Raw genomic sequence first — 17088 nt, 5'->3', positions numbered from 1 at the left:
GACAATCTGTGTCTGTGCTGTTACTGGCTCAGTTAAAATAAAACGCGTAAGAGGCAAAATTTCCTTCAAAGATACCTGTGATCCGGCTCCAGTCGCCGCTGCTCATTGCTGGTCCGTCCTGAAGGTAGGGTACGGCGGCAGGACCGGTTACCCAAAGTACCAAATCAAAAGGACGGGGATCGTCAAATATTTTGGCAAGATTGATGCCTTTGTCGAAGCGCCAGTGCGGCACAAGAACCTTGCCGTCGAGCGCAGCTTCAAACTGCGTCAGCACGGCAAGCCACGCCTGAATTCGCTCGGGTGTAACGTCGAATGACGGCAGGACGCCGCTCTTCTGCTTTGGTCCTGGCAGCCATTCGTGGTCGTCATCGGTTTCCTTGTCGATCAGAGCCCATGTCTCCCGGTTCAACTGGATGACCTTTTTCAGATGGCCGCGAACCTCGCTCCACATGACCTTATCCGCGACGGGCCAGCGTATCGTATGCACGAGCGTGATGAAGTCGGCGATATCATCGGCCTGGGCTTTGTTGACGCCGAACATGGTTTCTTCTTCGGCACCTTTGCCATTGGCCTCAGCCATGGTGGAGACAGCCTTCGGGAATACGACACTGAAACTGCCGTTCCAGCTTTCGGAAAAGTCATGCGACAGCCACGCCTTGGCAACAGCCATCATGATGTTGCAATAGCCCTGCAGCCATTTCGCATCGGCCGTGTCGAAACCAACAATGAAAGGCTTTATATTACCATTCTCATCATGATCCGAGATTGCCATGCCGAAATGATCTTGGGGACCAACCTGCCCGTCACCGTTCCAGTCGAAGCGCGCGACAGAAAGATCAACCTTCAGCTTTGCCGGCTTGTCACCGACGGCAGCAAGCGCCTTGTCGGCAGAATCGAGGTCGGCAATGAACGTTGCCAGAATGCCGCGAAACTGCTCGTAGGTGATTGGTTCAGGATTGTAGTTCCTGGCAATTTCGCCTGAACCCCGGCCAAAATACATTTCATAGCCATCAGATTTTGAAGCAAAGCCGTAGCGATATAGCGATTGCGAGAGCTTTTCGAAGGCACGCGCCGAGCGAACCAGACCAAGGCCGAGCTGCGCATCGGCATTGTTGCTGGCCTTTGCTGCAAGCGCCAGCAATTGCTCGTCTGCCTCGCCAATACGGCCATTGCCAAGATATTTCTGGAAGAGTTCGGTTGCCGTATTGTCCGCCCGGGCGGTGACCGAAAGGCTGAGGCAGGCGAAACTCGCGGCCACAACCAAGGAAATAAGTTTTTTCACGCAGATTTTCCGTTGTCATTGATCCTGACAACGACTGATAAGCTTGTGGCAGGCGAAAGTCTGCTAAATACAATCAACTAACCCGATTATTCACGCCTAGATTGCAGGCGTCAATTTGGCTGCCTCTGCTCTGTGGGACCGGAATACATCGGCGTTGACCTGACAATCTTGTTTCTGGGTGAAAAGTGTACGACCGTAATGGCTCTTTCTGGTTAAGTCGGGAATGCCTCATTCGTTGTATTCCCTTCATGGAGAACGTGGATGTCTCAAACAGATCAAGCCGCCAAAAAATTCGATAGTTCACGAGCTGCCGAATACGAAACTCAGAGCCGTATCGCTTTGGCTGGCTATGAGGCTTGCCATGAGCTTGCGGCCTGTATCCTGGCTGCGGCACTCGGTACTGGCGGAGATCGGCGTATTCTGGTTGTGGGTGTCGGCGGCACGGCACAGGAAGTAATTGCGGTTTCCCGGATCGAACCAACATGGACATTCGTTGGGGTCGATCCTTCGGAACCGATGCTTGCACTTGCCACTGAGCGTCTCAAGGCGCAGGGACTCAGCGACCGGGTTGAACTGAATCTGGGCACACTTGATAAGCTGGCAGAAGATGCGGCCTTCGACGGCGCCATGATGCTTGGGGTCCTGCATCATTTGCCGGGTGACGAGGCGAAAAGCGCCATCCTGAAGGCCATTGCAAACCGCGTCACGCCAGGTGGTCCGCTTATTCTCGCCGGAAATCGTTATGCCTACGCCAGTAAGCCACTGCTGCTCACCGCTTGGGGGGAGCGCTGGCGAATGCACGGTGGGAAGAGCGAGGAAGTCAAAGCGAAGATCGGCAAAATTCTGCAGGGCGCCGATCCGCCGCATTCCGAAGATGCGGTTTTCAAATTGCTTGATGGTGCGGGTTTTGAGCGGCCGGAATGCTTTTTTACAAGTCTGTTCTGGGGAGCGTGGTTTGCCTGGCGAAAACAGCTATCGTTTTGAAATGCCCGTTCTAGCTGTGGTCCCCGTGATCCTCGACTGAAATGGTGTTTTGCTCGACCGACTGCAAGGATTCCTGTGCGCGATCGAATGTCCGCATCGCAGCAAACAGCACTTCCCGGTCCCGCTGATGCGCTTCGAACAGCGCAACAAAGGCCGGGTTGGTGATTTCGTGCGGCTTCGGCGCAGACTTGGCCCGATTGAGACTGTCATCGGCGGCGCGTCTTGCCTTCTCAACTTCATTTCTGGCGGCATCAACATCCGACAAGATCTTGAAATATTGGCTCATTGTGCGCTTCGATGATTTCTTTGAATGCCTGACTCTGCTCGCGAGCGCCAATTGCGGGTAATGGAGCGCCGCCGTGCCGCCTTCAGGCTTTTCTTGAGATCGAATGGTCATGGCGGCTATACTTTTCGTTGGCAATCCACTTGCGATGATCCGGAGCATAGGGCATCGGCGCAATGGCGGAAACGAAAGCACGGTTAAAACAGCGGCCAATACGGGCACTGGATTCCGGTTCTCCGGACCATTCTAGAACATGATTGCGTTTTGGGTGGGAAGGCGCGGCACCGGTAGTCTGCCAACAAACGCTGGGCTGTCGAATCGAGCAGAAGCAAGCCGCCGTTGAATGTCTGCGCCGAAGATGATTTGGGACAGCCAAATGTGACACCAGCACCAATTTCACCTGTACCCTGGCGAGACTATCAGACAGGTTCGAGCATACCAAACCATGCAACGAGGCCGATGACGACGAAACCGAGCGCGATTTCCGCTATCGTTCCATAGGCAATAGCCCGGACAGAACTGCTTTCGTGGATGCGCATACGGGGAACAAAAACATAGCGATTGATGATCGCAAGCCCCACCAGAATGGCCACCAGAATAATTTTCAGCGCAAGCAGCGCCTGATATGACGATGACCAGTCTGTTGGAAAACGTCCGAGAACAAGAAATGTATTGATAAGACCGGAGGCGATCACCAGCGCCACGGCGATATGGCCAGCCCTAGAAAACCGCATCAATGCGCTCTGCGCTTCATCGCGCAATTCGGGCTGGCGCAAATTGCGCAGAACCAGCATGACCGGAACGAGTGCTCCAAGCCATGCGCCACCGGAAAGCACATGGACGATATCGTTGATACGATGAGCAAACCCGGTCCAGCCCTCCTGCATGGTCGCATGTCCGGTAAAAGCCAGCCCCGCCAGCAGCAAACCTGATGCTGCGACGGTCACTTTATGCGCCTTGCGTAGTGGCAGGAGCAGTGCCGGCAATAGCAGAAGTGCGGCAATGGCTTGTATCAGCCAACCGTGACCGACACTGGTTTCCAACAGGACGGCGCGGATCGTTGTGATATCGACTGCATCGATCCACCCGTCCCCAATCAACCCGGCCTGCAGCGGCAAAGCCAGCGCCGTCGTCAGAACAGCCGTAATGATAGCGATATTCCGGCTGATTTGCAGACGCTGGCCGATATCGAAAGCGAGGTCTTCGGGAACAAGCAATGTCACATACGCGAACGCGCCCCACAGGAACAGCGCAGACACATTGTGCACGAACCTGCAAAGAATGAGCGCGGCTTCGGGATTCATCAGGGTTTTACAGTAAAGCTGTAGCTGCCTTTGCTTTTATGCCCATCGGTCGAAAGTGCGTGCCAATCGACGGTGTATTTGCCCGCTGACAATGGCTTGGTGACGGGAACCACCAAAGTCATGTCATCGCCGGCGGCAAGCTTGGCCAACCCGATTGAGACAGCCGTCTTATCCGAGCTCGATACAGTGGCGCCGGAGAATTTAAGATTGATACCTTCTGAAAATGTCAGATCGATCTCGTTCGGTGAGGCTGTAACCGTGGCATTTTCGGCCGGAGTGGCCGATTTCAGGTGGGCGTGGGCCAAAGCCTCGCCTGCCAGTCCGGTGCTGACAATGGCTGCAACAGCAAAAATACGGGCGAGCTGCGACATGAAAATTCCTTCTGAATGATGGCAATGTTGTTTAAAGCGCAATACAGGCGCGACGCTAAGTTGGAGTATGGTCCGGATCATGTCGGGCGCGCCTCATTTTATGGCGGCGAATTGGCGCAGGCCCGCAACATCCATCGTCTGCCATCGCTGCCCATATGTGTCACGCTCAACGGCTCGATATCCACCCGCCAGAATGCGGCGGCAGGCGCTTGCAGCGCATGCACTATGGCTGCCCGAACCACAGAGGCGTGAGTAACGATGATCGTATGACCGCCATCATCCCCATGGGCGGACATCCAGTCAGCAATGCGTGCAAGAAATGTGGTCAGGGATTCGCCGCCATGCGGAGCCGAGATCGGGATCACTGAGCCAAATGGCAATATTTTCCACTTCATCCGCGTGAATATCGGCAAAACCCCTTCCCGCCCATCGCCCGTAATCAATATCTGCAAGCATCATTTCGACGCTTGCCTCAAGTGCAAGCGTTTCAACCGTTTGCTGTGTTCGCAATTCCGGGCCCCTGAAAACCCGGTGTGCACGGCGCAATTGACCGGCAATATTCTGCACACGCTGAAATTCCCCGGGTTCGAGCGCTTCATCCAGCGGAAACGCGCCGGATCGTGTTGCTGACGTGGTGCCATGGCAAACAAGGGTCAAACGTGTCGCTTTAGCCAAAATATGCCTCGAAAACCCTTGAGAAAACACGGAAATAGCAACTTGCCCGTTCATTGACAGTCAGCGGCACGCACAGATATAACCTTGGTGTTGCGGGTTTGGAAGCCGGTGAAATTCCGGTGCGGTCGCGCCACTGTGATTGATCAGCATTTTCTGCGCTGGTTGAAAGTCAGACCCATACTGCAATTACTTTAATTCCGTCATCGAACGCGTCATTCTGGGAGAAAGTTTCATGTCCGATATCACTCTAGCGCCAGGAACCGGTGTAACGCCAATTCCTCTTGGTGAAGTTTTGCCTTGGGCCATTTTCGGCGGCCTTATTCTGCTTCTCGCTATTTACTTCGTTGGTGCTGAAGAAGGCGCAACCTCGCTCTTCTCGGGCATGTATGTGCATGAATTCGTCCATGACGGCCGTCATCTCCTGGGCTTTCCTTGCCATTAAGGGGATCGATCAATGACAAGAGATCTTTTGATCCGCGGCATGATCGTGGGTGTGATCGCTGGTTTGCTGGCTTTTGGTTTTGCCCGGGTATTCGGCGAACCGCAGGTTGATAGCGCCATCGCCTTCGAAGAAAAGATGAGCCAGGCGGCCAATGAAGCGGCCGAACCCGAACTCGTTACCCGCGCAACCCAGGCCGGTATTGGCCTTTTCACCGGCATCGTCGTTTATAGCGCCGCTCTCGGTGGACTGTTTTCACTGGTCTTTGCCTTTGTCTACGGGCGCGTCAGTTCGTTTGGTCCACGCAGTACCGCTGCTCTGCTGGCCTTGGCCGGCTTCATTGCGATTGTGCTCGTGCCTGATATCAAATATCCGGCGAACCCGCCTGCGGTGGGCAACCCTGATACGATCACGGCTCGAACGGAGCTGTTCTTCGTAATGCTGGTCTTGTCAGTGGGTAGTCTTGCCGTTGCTGTGGCCTTTGCCCGGCGCCTGCATGCCCGGTACGGGGCGTGGAATTCGACGCTCATTGCCGGTGCAGCGTTCGTCGTCTTTATCACACTGGTGCAGTACCTCCTGCCTGCTATCAACGAAGTTCCTGAACAGTTCTCACCGAACGTTTTGTGGAACTTCCGCATTGCTTCGCTTGGGATCCACGCGATTGTCTGGGCAACGCTTGGCCTGCTCTTCGGTGCATTGGCTGAACGGCTGATGGTAAAACAGCAGCCACGCTACCGCCTGCAGACTGCACGCTAGGCCATTTCCGAATTGCCCGAACGCTGTCATACAGCGTTCGGGTTTGCTTTTTGCAGCATATCCCGTCTCCGGATAATTGGATTGTGATGAGACCGGCCTCCAGCCAAATACATCTGTGCTCCGTGAAAAACGGGCTAATCGCTGCTTTGGCGGCGTGCGTCTGTCTGCTGGTTCTCTCTGTCTCACCAGCTGACGCGCATCGCAGTGGCCCGGCAGGTCCGACATCCGGCATTTCCATCCCGGCACTTTCCCATGGCGAAATGGCCATCATTGCCGAATACCGCAAACCGATCCTCGATCTGGCTGCACGTATGACCCGCAACGATGAAACATTCCGGCGGCTCGTCAACTATAGCAACATTCAATACAGCTACTGCCTGTGGGGTGTCGTTCCGGGCAGCATCACGGATGAAGAAAGCCCGTTCAACGAATGCTCCCATGCCTATCTCGCTGCTACAAAAGCCGTGCTGGTTTACATGCGCGACATGCCTGAAAACACCGAGGCGGTGGGCGCCCTGATCTCCAAGCTGGATGCGGATCTGGTGCGCAGCGGCGGTTCCTTTGTCATGTGCCAGTTTAGTGGTGATCCGTATAACACGGCGGATATTCTCAGCCCGCGCTGGCGCGATGTTCCCAGCCACTTGGTAAGCCTGATGAGCTTTGCCGGTTTTGCGCTAATGCTCACTGCTGGCGTTTTCGCGCTGCTGCGATTGACGCGTGCGCCGCAGCCGAGCGCACAGACGTTCGCATCATAACGGCTTTTCGCCATTGAAAAAGTAACGTAGAGCAATCTGGAACAATTTGGCTGGAAACCCGTTCCTGCCATCCTTCCTATCCACCTGCTTCCAAACCCGTTGCCAAGGACGCCTCATGCCATCGTTCGATTATATCCGCCCCATCCTGCTGCTGCTGGGCTCCAATGTTTTTATGACTTTCGCCTGGTATGGCCACCTTAAATACGAGAACAAGCCGCTTTACCTCGTCATTCTGGTCAGTTGGATGATTGCCTTTGCGGAATATTGCCTGGCGGTCCCCGCCAACCGCTATGGTCATGAGATTTATTCCGCCGCCCAGCTCAAGACGATGCAGGAAGTCATCACGCTGCTGGTGTTTGCCGGTTTCTCTGTCATGTATCTCGGCGAGAAAATCACCATCAATCATTTCGTTGGCTTTGCCATGATCTGCGGCGGCGCATTCTTCGTCTTCAAAGGTCCTCTATGAGGCTGGCCTGAAGGGATTATGCTGCGCGCGGCGTGTTGGCGCGCGCAATATCGGCAAGCCCCTCCAGCGCCTTGTCTTTCAGATCACGAAAGGCCTCGGATGTCTCGTTCAGGCGCTCTTCCCATGCGGGATCAAGTGCCTGTCCTTCAATAGCTTTGAAATAGACGCCCATCAGCGCGGCAATGGCGAAAGGCTCGAGCAAAGCCATCTTCAGTGCCAGAGATAAGCCAATGGCGAAGAAAAAAGCATAGCCGGAGCTTGGGCCCGGAATCCAGAAGATCAATGCTGCGGCCGGCGCCAGCAGACTGATGAACACAATAATGGTTAGCACCCACACGATCACCGAAAGCCAGATCGCGTTTTTCACCATGATCTTGCTGTTTTGCGCGTAAAGCACAATACCGCGCAAACCGTTCTGAAACGGCGAAACATCCGCCATGCGGATGTTATAGCCAAGGATGATTTCATCCACATAAGTGACAGAGGCGCGGATGAAATGGTTGAGCAGGCCAACCGCTGCTGTCAGCCCCGGAAGCGGTATAAGCGCCGCCAACCCTGACGTGACGGCACTTATCGAGTCGAGAGTTCCTTTGATGAGCTGATCCAGAACAAAGAAAACGTTGGCTTCGACAAAGCGTTCGACGACAACTTTGCGCGCATAGGTCAACTGGCGTTGTCCGCCGGGAACCGGTCTGCCTTCAACCAGATGCACCAGAACAGCAATGTGACCGGCCTTGACGATGTAGAGAACATATTCACGCAAACCATACATCAAGGCGGTGGCGGCAACCATGCCGATAAGACCGCCTATTCCGGCGCAACGGGCCGGAGCCTCTGCATCGGCCAGAATAAAAATATGGCCAATCCCGAAACCTACACCCGCTCCGCAGGCGATGATCAAACAAAAGGCCGCAGGCACGGCCGTATAGATGAACACGCGCAGGAAAATGAATGGCCACGTCCGCGCCGTGATAACAAGCGTACGGCCAATACTGAAATCCCACATGACGAATGCCTCGATGCGCTGTTTCACACAACGCATCGATTGCATTATTATCTAGTAAAACGCAATAGTGTCATTTCAGTATGACCATTGCGCTCGCATCCCTGCATCGAAAGGAAGGCTAGCCGTGCGGTGCTGGCTGTTACACCCAATGGTGTAATATTCAATCAATCATCTGGAGCTGTTTAGTAAATTCTACTCCATCCGTTGACGCTGTTTCCTAATGAACGATCTGTATGGCCTTTATCGAAGCTGCCGGGCGCGGCAGTGCTATTCGGGCAGTGCGGCTGACATAGTTGAGCACATCGTCGAGGCTGACCGCCCCCCTCTTCTGGCTGTCGATCGCGTCAAAATGATCGGCAGCCCATCCCCAGCCGCTGTCTGCTGCCGCTTGTTTGGTCAAGATATGGTCTGACGAGCCAGTTGCTTTTTCGAACTCCGTTTGCAGGTTTGTCACAATGGCGTTCTTAGCGACTTCGGGAGAGCGTGGTTCAGGTTGCACGCCTTTGTGGAGTGGCCGGCGTTCGAACCGCTCTCCCACCCGGATGATCGCCGCGCGTTCGGGCAAAGCTGCCCGCCAGGCAGACGATGAAAGCGTGGCAGCTTGAGCCACATTAAAACCCAAGCCCAACATCAAGGGAAAGGAAAGTAATCCAATAGTCAAAAGTTTGCGTTCCATAATAGTGTTTCCCTCAGGTTTAGCGCACTGCGGCAGATGGTGTTGTCAAAGACGCTGTCGCTTTGGGACCCTGATAGAAGTCGTGAAGGTCCAAGCTCATTGCAATATGTGACTTGGTATCCGTGTAAGACATATGCCCGCCATCATAATCTTTGACCGAAATTCTATTTGCGAATAGCGGCAGTGCACCACCGTCGGCCAGATCAATTTCCGACTGAAAAAACGTGCATATGTCATCATGATACCCATGCACCACCATAACGCGCAGTTCCGGCGACAGCGTCAGGGCTTCCACAAGATCGGGCACGCTTGTATCGCCTCTATCTCCGTTATGATTATGGGTCCAGCTATAGAAGGCAACGTCCGTTCCATAGAGCTGTGTCGCATCCAGATTCTGGTAATTGAACTGTTCAAGCAGATAAGGCTTGATGGCGCCATAGAAGCCAGCATTTTCGTAGCTGTTTATACTGTAATTGAGTTCTATACCTTTGCTCATGCGAAGGTCATAATCATTGAAAGAAACATGGGATGAATACGGATATAAAGTTTTCCCGAAAAGAGCTTTGAAAGGGAACGCCGTGCCAAAAAAGAATCGCACAAAATCGTCCTTCATTGAATTGAGAAAACTCTCTATTTTCAAAAGTGGAACGCCGGTTATGGAACCGAGCGTTATTTTGAACTCATCGGATGCGGGTGTAGAGTTATCATCAACCACCGGCTTGTATTGTTTTGTTGTAAAATCTCGCAGATAATTTGCATAATCTGTTTCCGACATGATCCCACGTGCAGCGCCTTTGCCATAGTAATCCGCCGTCAAGCCAAATGTTGGAAGATCGTTACCGCCGCTATTGTAGTCGAGAGCAGGTGATTGGAGCGTAAACCCTGAGAGGACGATTGCAGGCTTTCCGGATGGGTCTGGTTCATAGCGACTAGTCCCAGCCTTCACCAGAAGATCGGCAACAATTGGCGTGCGGATGCCGCTATAGGATTCACCATAAAGATATTTGGGAGAGCTTTGTCTTTTGTAGCAGTTGATATAGGCTGTGATAAAATCACTGAATATCTTCGCATCGGAATCGGTGTTCCACCAATCCTTGTTCTTGTGCGGCTTGATGGCTTCTGAAAAGCCGCTGCCAACAATGTCAACAAACACCATATCGGTCTGGTCAAGCAATGTTTGCGGATTATCCGCGAGCGGAAAGCTGTCAGGTATATCAGGCCCATCCGGCAGGTTCGGCGCATTGACTTGCAGATATTTTGGGGCCCATGAACCAAGATGAAGCCAGATTGAAGGCTCACCCGGACCGCCATTGAAGAAAAATGTAACGGGGCGCTGATCTGCCGGTGGCCTGCCCCCTTGAAAGTGGTCCTTTATGAAGTATGGCTTTTGAGCCGATAAAGGATATTGAGAATGCCAAGCAAACGACACAAGCCCGAAGAGATTGTCATGAAACTGCGTCAGGTAGATGTTCTAAGTTCGCAGGGGAAGTCGATGGCAGAAGCCATTCGATCGATAGGTGTGACGGAAGTAACATATTACCGGTGGCGGGCCGAATACGGCGGCTTGAAGGGTGATCAGGTCAAGCGGCTGAAAGAACTGGAAGCGGAGAATGCGCGTCTTCGGCGGGCTGTTTCGGATCTGACGCTGGACAAGATGATCCTTGCTGAGGCCGCAAAGGGAAACTTTTAAGCCCCGCACGCCGCCGTGCCTGTGTGGAGCATGTGGTTGAGGAATTTGACGTGTCCGAACGACGGGCATGCCGGGTTCTTGGCCAGCATCGATCCACACAGCGCAAGCTCTTGAAAACACCGGACGATGAAGCGGCACTGACCGCCGACATCATTGCACTTGCTCTCCAATATGGCCGCTACGGATATCGCCGCATCACAGCGATGCTGCATCGTGCGGGTTGGGTGGTGAATGTGAAACGGGTTGAGCGGATATGGCGGCGTGAGGGGCTCAAAGTTCCACACAGACAACCCAAGCGCACACGTTTATGGCTGAATGAGAGTTCGTGCATCCGGCTTCGACCGGAATACCCCAACCATGTCTGGTCCTATGACTTTGTTGAGGCTCGCACGCACAATGGAAGGAAAATCCGTATGCTCAATGTGATCGACGAATTCACACGGGAATGTATTGCCATCAGGGTGGACAGAAAGTTGAAGGCGACGGATGTCATCGACGTTCTGTCTGATCTGTTTATCCTGCGCGGCATTCCTGGTCACATCCGGTCCGACAATGGCCCTGAATTCATCGCCAAGGCCTTGAGAGAGTGGATTGCTGCCGTCGGTGCCAAAACCGCCTACATCATGCCGGGTAGTCCATGGGAGAACGGCTATTGTGAGAGTTTCAATTCAAAGCTTCGGGATGAACTGCTCAACGGAGAAATCTTCTACACACTTAAGGAGGCACAAATCGTCATCGAGAATTGGCGACGGCATTACAATACTATCCGACCCCACTCATCCTTGGGTTACAGATCACCTGCTCCCGTGGCTATTGTCTGGCCGTCTCAAAATGGGCCAGCCTCAACGCCAGTGATGGCAATCAGACCAAGTCTGCACTAACATTAAACCCGGATCGCCTCATGGGGGCAGGCCACCGGAATATCTTCACGTGTATAGGACATATAAAAAATTGAGGCCTCAGCATCTCTGGCTGCTTGAGGATTTGCCGGGTCGGCGGGTGCATAGGCAATAAGGTGTCCGGCTTGGGCCGTGTAATCGATCGCCTGACCGTTAATGCTCAACTGCTGATGTTTGCTGGACGGCGTTTCATCAACCGCGCTCAGATCGAGGCCCGCAGCTGCAATGTCATCAGTGGTGTCACCGGCCCCGCCATTGGGGCCGCTCTTATATGCAGCACTGTGGAGTGCTTCGGAGTCCTCCCCTTCGTAATAGTGGTTTGGATCGATAACCGCATGGTCAACAGGCCAGACAAAAGCTGCCACGGTGTTTTGTGGCGCGGGCGCATCGCTTACCGGTGGCGCAGGTTGAACTGTTTGAACCTCACCGAATGTCGGCGGTGTATTTTCTGCTTGTTTCTGGTTCTCACCATCATCGCATCCGGCAAGAACCATCAAACCGGTGACACACAGTGCCTTGAGTTTCATTATCGACTTATCCCATCTGTTGTATAGCTTACATCGCCGCCGTTTCACGAAGCGCTTCAGCTGCTGCCTGTTATTTAGGCGCTAGTATTGATGTGTAGAAAAATAAATCAATTCGACATAAGTCTATGATTTTTCTGAAGCCGGACGATGCCAGCCAATTAAATATGGAAGATAGGCTGGCTAATATTGAGCGCTGTGAAGGGCAGATCAATGCGAGCGTGGGTGATGTCAATTATTTCCTGAAAATCCCGGGGTCCGCGGCATGGCGGATTTCACCCGGATTCATGGCAGTCAGATGATTCCGCCCGCCCGGCATCCGCCGGACGTTCGGATTTTAGTCATGAGGAAGTTATGGACAACACACCGCTGGATTTTTGAGTAAAACCGCCGCTCGAGATGTCACCGTATCGCTCTTGCCGTTTATTTAAGCCGCGTTTTTGGGTCTTCTTGCAGCCGCGAGAAGCAGCCAAATGGGCTGCTTCTCATTTCAGTACTACCGGTTCTAAACCGGTGTACAAAAAATTTGTGCGAATTTGAAGCTGGTCAACCAGGCAACATCGAGGGACGTGCCAACGTCGACAACTTCCTTGCCATCGTAGCCATCCACCTTGAAGCTGTATTCCAGATCCTCAAATATCTCGACGATTTTTGAGGTAGTCTTGGCTGGATTGTCGAAGAGGTAATTGTGTATCTCAAGGTTGATGAAAGGCCGGTCAGATAAAATCTTCGGTGCGCCGAGCATCACTTCGAGTTCAGCCCCGTCTACGTCGATCTTCAGAAAATCAACTTTTCTGGAATGGTCGTAATCATCGTCCAGCCTGACGACTTTCACTTTGTTCGACATTCTTGGATCCTGGTCCGAGGAGAGAACCACAAAAGCACCATGATTATCCCAAACCGGCAAGAACCCTTTCCTGTCACCAGCCGCGTGGGGGTGTACAACGACATTCTGAAGTTTGTTCAACTTTGCATTGCGCACAATCATTGCTGCATTGCTAAGTGACGCCTCCCAGGCGTGAACCACGCCGGTTGGCCCGGCACATAGGGCGAGGAGAACGGTGGTCAGACCCTGATGGGCACCGCATTCGAGGACTGTCGAACCTGGTTTGATGGAGTCGATCCACCATTGCCGCTCAATCTGCCATTGATTGGGATAACCATACCACTGGCGCGCTAAATCATCTTCAATATGGACATCAAATTTATACTGCCCAACAATTCTCTCTCTGGCGATAAATGGTTCAAAGACTTCAGACATGTATTGCGCACCCTCACTTAGCACTGCTGTGTTTAACTGAAAGAAAGCCTACCGTAAGCCTTTGCAGTCATACATGATCATTTGGGGTCAAGCAACCATCGGGATTATGTGTTATTTATTAAATAAGTATATTATATTTTTATGTATTGTGTACAACAATTTCAATGGCTTAATAAAACATCTTAAGTTTGTTTGTATGTCTATTTTATCAACATAAATACAGAGAACTTTCTCCAATTAATGAATGTAATATTGCGAGATTAGTGCGATTAAAAATGTTATAATAATTACAATTTCATCGCCATACTGACGATATTCAAAAACTTCCCTGATGAGAGATAATAAACAGGATTCGCAATTCAATTAACTTCCGTATTGGAAATTGGCTGCCGCATTCCCACGCAATCATGGCAGCGCACCGCTCGATTTCTCAGCGGTGCGTTGAGACTCAGGTGTCCGTCATCCGTTCCAATTCATCTTTGCTGATATCACAGAGAATATCGTCACTCTCATAACACGTAGCGCAGGGGTAGCTCAGGCGCATCCGCAGGAATTGAAACGAGTGATGTATTGAGCCAAGGCTGCGGTTTTCCCTTCGAACGGGCGTATGCACCCACATAGGGCATCATACGCGTCGTCTGATAGACTTGGGGCGTCCAACCGGATGGTGCGAGGAAAATTGATGTGGCCCGTTTCTCACTATACGCCGAGGCGCCATAGGTCGAAATATTCCATAGCGTTTTTTTATAGGTGTTAAAATCAGTTTGGTGCCGCGCCCCACCCGATTGCCACCCCTCAAGCTGAATGAACGTGTTGTATGTGCCGGGGCTTGAAAGCAAATTGTTGACCGTACGGCCATACAGGAAGGACAACATCAATCCGCAATCCTCTGGAGCGAAATCTCCATCGATGTTTAAGTAATACTTACCCGTCAGATTGACGAGCGAGGCATATTGCGAGTTGCCAATATCCACCTTGGTCTGCAGATCGCTGCCGCAAACATAGGTATCGAATGCCTGCATTGACGTTCCAGATGGCAGATCTTTCGTGGCGCTGATCGCGACAAAGTGGGAACCCGATGCAAGAAGTGTGAGAAATGCCGAAACATTGTCTTCTTGCCAATTGCCGCTGGCATCCGCGAACGCAAACGACCGGTACTCAGTCAGTTCGAATATTGCGGGTTCTGTGTTGGTGCGGTAAGTAATCTGCGGCACCCACATCGTCAGCGGCCCTGTATTAGCAGCGCTCTTTGTATAGCTCTTCAACAGGTCAATCAGTTGTGCGTCCTGCATCGGCAAACCGGCATAAGTGTCGCCCTTAAGCCAACGTTGAAGCCATTGCGCGACGAAACCGGCAAGCTGCCCTCCTGTGAAATCGGCTGGCGGCACAAAACCTTTGTCTGTCGTTCCTGTATAGGCAGCCTGAATCGCAGAAACATCTCGAACGGTACTGCCAAACATGCTGTTGGCAAAGTCTTGGCAATTGTTGCGTGCAGGCGTCTCTAGCAGTGCCAGCGGAGCTACCAATCCTTCCTTGCCCGTGGCTACACCACGATAGAGTTTGATCTTCGCAAGCGAATTGTGGCCGGGGAAAGTCGCGGCATTGGCAAATGACAAATAACCTTCGGAAGGTGTCACACCGACTATCGTCGCTTGTGGGCCAAGTGGATGAACATAGGATACGGCAAATGCCGCATCGGCACTCTCTAAGTTGAAGGATCCCGTACAATCCTTCCATTTACTGGATGCGCGTACAGACGTATTTTTGCCGGTTTCAATCTGTGCTGGCAAAGCTTGCGGCAGTGAACCACTCTGGCTCATCGCATTGTCAAAGCGGAGCGTCATATCTGGAATATGGTTGCTGAGTTCGATCGTCATGGATCGGTCACCTCCCAGCAAATTCGTTGCAAAGCTCGCGTTGGAACCTTCGAATGTGCTGACCAACGGTGATAGCGCAAGTGCCAGACCCGACTTGATAAAACTTCGACGGCCAGTGGCAAGTGATTGATAAATTGTATGCCGAGTCATGAAAATCCTAATTTTTCCAATAAAATCAATATGGATTACAATATTGCGTGATGGGTAATCCGGGCGATATTTAAATTAAATATTAAAAAACCATTTGCACGCGATCATCCGTTGACTGATCGAGCTACAACCTCAATCGATCTCAGATACGTGCAAACAGATGGTTATCAAATAAAGATCACGCTTAAATGACGATCAATCGTCGGAGCTTTTTTCGCTCCTTCAACGCCCCATATCGCTCTTGGTGTTCTTGTAAATATTCACGCCAAGCTCGCGGATCTTTTTGCGCAATGTGTTGCGGTTAAGGCCGAGCAATTCCGCAGCCTTGATCTGGTTGCCATGCGTGGCCGTGAGACACGACAGGATCAGCGGATATTCCATCTCTTCCAGCACGCGCTGATAGAGGCCGACTGGCGGCAGGTCATCTCCGTAGGACAGGAAATAGCGCTGCATGTTCAGCTCGACCGCCTGGCCGATGCTGATGTCTTCGTTGGACATGGATGAGGAAGAAGGTTCAGTCGGGCGCAAGTCGGCCTTGAGCTCGGCCTCGATCACATCCGCATTGATTTCTTCCTGCGGATAAAGCGCCGCCAGACGCCGCACGAGGTTTTCCAGCTCGCGCACATTGCCTGCCCATGGATAGCGGCGCATCAGGTCTAGACCATCGGCGGTGATGCGTTTTTCCGGCAGTCCATCCTTGGCCGCCATCTTGAAAAAGTGCCGGACGAGATCGGGAATATCCTCGCCGCGTTCGCGCAAGGGTGGCAGGCGCAACGGCACCACATTGAGGCGGTAATAAAGATCCTCACGGAACATGCCCTGATTGATCAGCGTGCGCAGATCCTTGTTGGTCGCAGCCACGATCCGCACATCGGTTTTAATCGGCGTGCGTCCGCCCACGGTCATGTATTCGCCCTGCTGCAGCACCCGCAATAGCCGCGTCTGTGCTTCCATCGGCATATCGCCGATTTCATCGAGAAAGAGCGTACCGCCATCGGCCTGCTCGAAGCGTCCGCTGGAGCGGTTCTGTGCGCCTGTAAAGGCACCGCGTTCATGGCCGAACAGTTCGGATTCAATCAGGTCGCGCGGAATGGCGGCCATGTTGATGGCAACAAACGGACCCTTGCGGCGGCGGCCATATTCATGCAGCGCCTTCGCCACCAGTTCCTTGCCTGTGCCGGACTCGCCGGAGATCATCACCGTCAGGTCAGTCTGCATCATGCGGGCAAGAACCCGGTAAATGTCCTGCATGGCAGGCGAGCGCCCCACCAGCGGCATTGTATCGGGCTGTTCCTCATTGGCCCATTTTTCCGGCTTTTTCTTAGGCTCGGCCAAAGCCCGGCCGACAATGCTGACAAGCTCGGTCAGATCGAAGGGTTTCGGCAGGTATTCGTAGGCGCCTGCCTCAGAAGCGCGGATTGCCGTCATGAATGTGTTTTGCGCACTCATAACGATAACAGGCAAGTCCGGCCGTGACTTCTTGATCCGTGGCAGCAGATCAAAGGCGTTCTCGTCGGGCATGACCACATCGGTAATAACCAGATCGCCGTCTCCGGCCGAAATCCAGCGCCACAGGGTTGCTGCATTCGATGTAATGCGCACGTCATAACCGGCGCGGGAAAGCGCTTGATTGAGGACCGTTCTGATCGCCGCGTCGTCGTCCGCAACGAGAATGCTGCCCATGCTCATG

19 protein-coding genes are annotated in these 17088 nt (G+C 52.8%); 6 read left to right on the top strand and 13 right to left on the bottom strand.

Features of this window, described 5'->3' with window-relative positions; genetic code table 11:
* Positions 1-28: 28 nt before the first annotated feature.
* The gene (locus HB779_RS13740; protein WP_244642365.1) at positions 29-1282 is read right to left on the bottom strand and encodes a hypothetical protein; all 1254 of its coding nucleotides are present in this window, start codon (positions 1280-1282) and stop codon (positions 29-31) included.
* A gap of 261 nt (positions 1283-1543) precedes the next feature.
* On the opposite strand from HB779_RS13740, the gene HB779_RS13735 reads away from it, so the two are divergent.
* A complete protein-coding gene (locus HB779_RS13735) occupies positions 1544-2266 on the top strand; it encodes a class I SAM-dependent methyltransferase (protein ID WP_188342922.1) in 723 nt (240 codons plus the stop codon).
* Between the two features lie 10 nt (positions 2267-2276).
* Here the strand turns inward: HB779_RS13735 and HB779_RS13730 are convergent, their stop codons facing one another.
* The 5 genes from HB779_RS13730 to HB779_RS25750 form a co-directional block, all read right to left on the bottom strand.
* Positions 2277-2552, bottom strand: a complete 276-nt coding sequence (locus tag HB779_RS13730) for a hypothetical protein (RefSeq protein ID WP_188342921.1) — start codon at positions 2550-2552, stop codon at positions 2277-2279.
* 416 nt (positions 2553-2968) lie between these two features.
* Complete coding sequence (copD, locus tag HB779_RS13725) at positions 2969-3853, bottom strand: copper homeostasis membrane protein CopD (RefSeq protein ID WP_188342920.1); 885 nt, start codon at positions 3851-3853, stop codon at positions 2969-2971.
* Positions 3853-4224 carry a copper homeostasis periplasmic binding protein CopC gene (gene copC / locus HB779_RS13720; RefSeq protein WP_188342919.1) on the bottom strand — a complete coding sequence of 124 codons (372 nt, stop codon included), beginning with the start codon at positions 4222-4224 and terminating at the stop codon, positions 3853-3855. Before copC ends, copD begins: the two co-directional genes overlap by 1 nt.
* A gap of 98 nt (positions 4225-4322) precedes the next feature.
* Positions 4323-4637 carry a histidine phosphatase family protein gene (locus HB779_RS25755; protein ID WP_371823856.1) on the bottom strand — a complete coding sequence of 105 codons (315 nt, stop codon included), beginning with the start codon at positions 4635-4637 and terminating at the stop codon, positions 4323-4325.
* On the bottom strand, positions 4525-4953 hold the full coding sequence (locus HB779_RS25750) for a histidine phosphatase family protein (protein ID WP_371823855.1): 429 nt from the start codon (positions 4951-4953) through the stop codon (positions 4525-4527). Before HB779_RS25750 ends, HB779_RS25755 begins: the two co-directional genes overlap by 113 nt.
* A gap of 178 nt (positions 4954-5131) precedes the next feature.
* On the opposite strand from HB779_RS25750, the gene HB779_RS13710 reads away from it, so the two are divergent.
* From HB779_RS13710 to HB779_RS13695, 4 genes are all read left to right on the top strand, one after another.
* Positions 5132-5341, top strand: coding sequence for a CbtB-domain containing protein (locus tag HB779_RS13710; RefSeq protein WP_188342918.1), 210 nt, complete (start codon positions 5132-5134; stop codon positions 5339-5341).
* A gap of 12 nt (positions 5342-5353) precedes the next feature.
* Positions 5354-6094, top strand: coding sequence for a CbtA family protein (locus HB779_RS13705; RefSeq protein ID WP_188342917.1), 741 nt, complete (start codon positions 5354-5356; stop codon positions 6092-6094).
* A gap of 122 nt (positions 6095-6216) precedes the next feature.
* Positions 6217-6849, top strand: a complete 633-nt coding sequence (locus HB779_RS13700) for a hypothetical protein (protein WP_188342916.1) — start codon at positions 6217-6219, stop codon at positions 6847-6849.
* Positions 6850-6964: 115 nt separating this feature from the next.
* Positions 6965-7315 (top strand): DMT family protein, encoded by a 351-nt coding sequence (locus HB779_RS13695; RefSeq protein ID WP_188342915.1) that lies wholly within the window; start codon positions 6965-6967, stop codon positions 7313-7315.
* A 16-nt stretch (positions 7316-7331) separates the two neighbouring features.
* On the opposite strand, the gene HB779_RS13690 is transcribed toward HB779_RS13695, so the two are convergent.
* The 3 genes from HB779_RS13690 to HB779_RS13680 form a co-directional block, all read right to left on the bottom strand.
* Positions 7332-8348, bottom strand: coding sequence for a hypothetical protein (locus HB779_RS13690; RefSeq protein WP_371823854.1), 1017 nt, complete (start codon positions 8346-8348; stop codon positions 7332-7334).
* A gap of 190 nt (positions 8349-8538) precedes the next feature.
* A complete protein-coding gene (locus tag HB779_RS13685) occupies positions 8539-8997 on the bottom strand; it encodes a hypothetical protein (RefSeq protein WP_188342914.1) in 459 nt (152 codons plus the stop codon).
* 19 nt (positions 8998-9016) lie between these two features.
* Positions 9017-10426 carry a peptidase gene (locus HB779_RS13680; protein WP_188342913.1) on the bottom strand — a complete coding sequence of 470 codons (1410 nt, stop codon included), beginning with the start codon at positions 10424-10426 and terminating at the stop codon, positions 9017-9019.
* Here HB779_RS13680 and HB779_RS13675 point away from each other — a divergent pair.
* Positions 10409-11568 (top strand): IS3 family transposase gene (locus tag HB779_RS13675; protein ID WP_188342757.1). Its coding sequence is split into 2 segments (ribosomal slippage): positions 10409-10673 and positions 10673-11568, totalling 1161 coding nucleotides; the frame shifts between segments, so codons are not numbered across the junction. The genes HB779_RS13680 and HB779_RS13675 overlap by 18 nt on opposite strands.
* Before the next feature lie 2 nt (positions 11569-11570).
* Here HB779_RS13675 and HB779_RS13670 read toward each other — a convergent pair.
* From HB779_RS13670 to ntrC, 4 genes are all read right to left on the bottom strand, one after another.
* Positions 11571-12113, bottom strand: coding sequence for a hypothetical protein (locus HB779_RS13670; RefSeq protein WP_188342912.1), 543 nt, complete (start codon positions 12111-12113; stop codon positions 11571-11573).
* 502 nt (positions 12114-12615) lie between these two features.
* On the bottom strand, positions 12616-13371 hold the full coding sequence (locus HB779_RS13665) for an FkbM family methyltransferase (protein WP_188342911.1): 756 nt from the start codon (positions 13369-13371) through the stop codon (positions 12616-12618).
* Between the two features lie 509 nt (positions 13372-13880).
* The gene (locus HB779_RS13660) at positions 13881-15248 is read right to left on the bottom strand and encodes a hypothetical protein (protein WP_210302592.1); all 1368 of its coding nucleotides are present in this window, start codon (positions 15246-15248) and stop codon (positions 13881-13883) included.
* 372 nt (positions 15249-15620) lie between these two features.
* Positions 15621-17087 carry a nitrogen regulation protein NR(I) gene (gene ntrC, locus HB779_RS13655; protein ID WP_188342909.1) on the bottom strand — a complete coding sequence of 489 codons (1467 nt, stop codon included), beginning with the start codon at positions 17085-17087 and terminating at the stop codon, positions 15621-15623.
* Position 17088: the final 1 nt, after the last annotated feature.

Origin of the sequence: Phyllobacterium sp. 628 (genome assembly GCF_014189505.1) — a bacterium.
Classification (GTDB): domain Bacteria; phylum Pseudomonadota; class Alphaproteobacteria; order Rhizobiales; family Rhizobiaceae; genus Phyllobacterium.
This window is presented reverse-complemented; position numbering and strand designations above follow the sequence as displayed.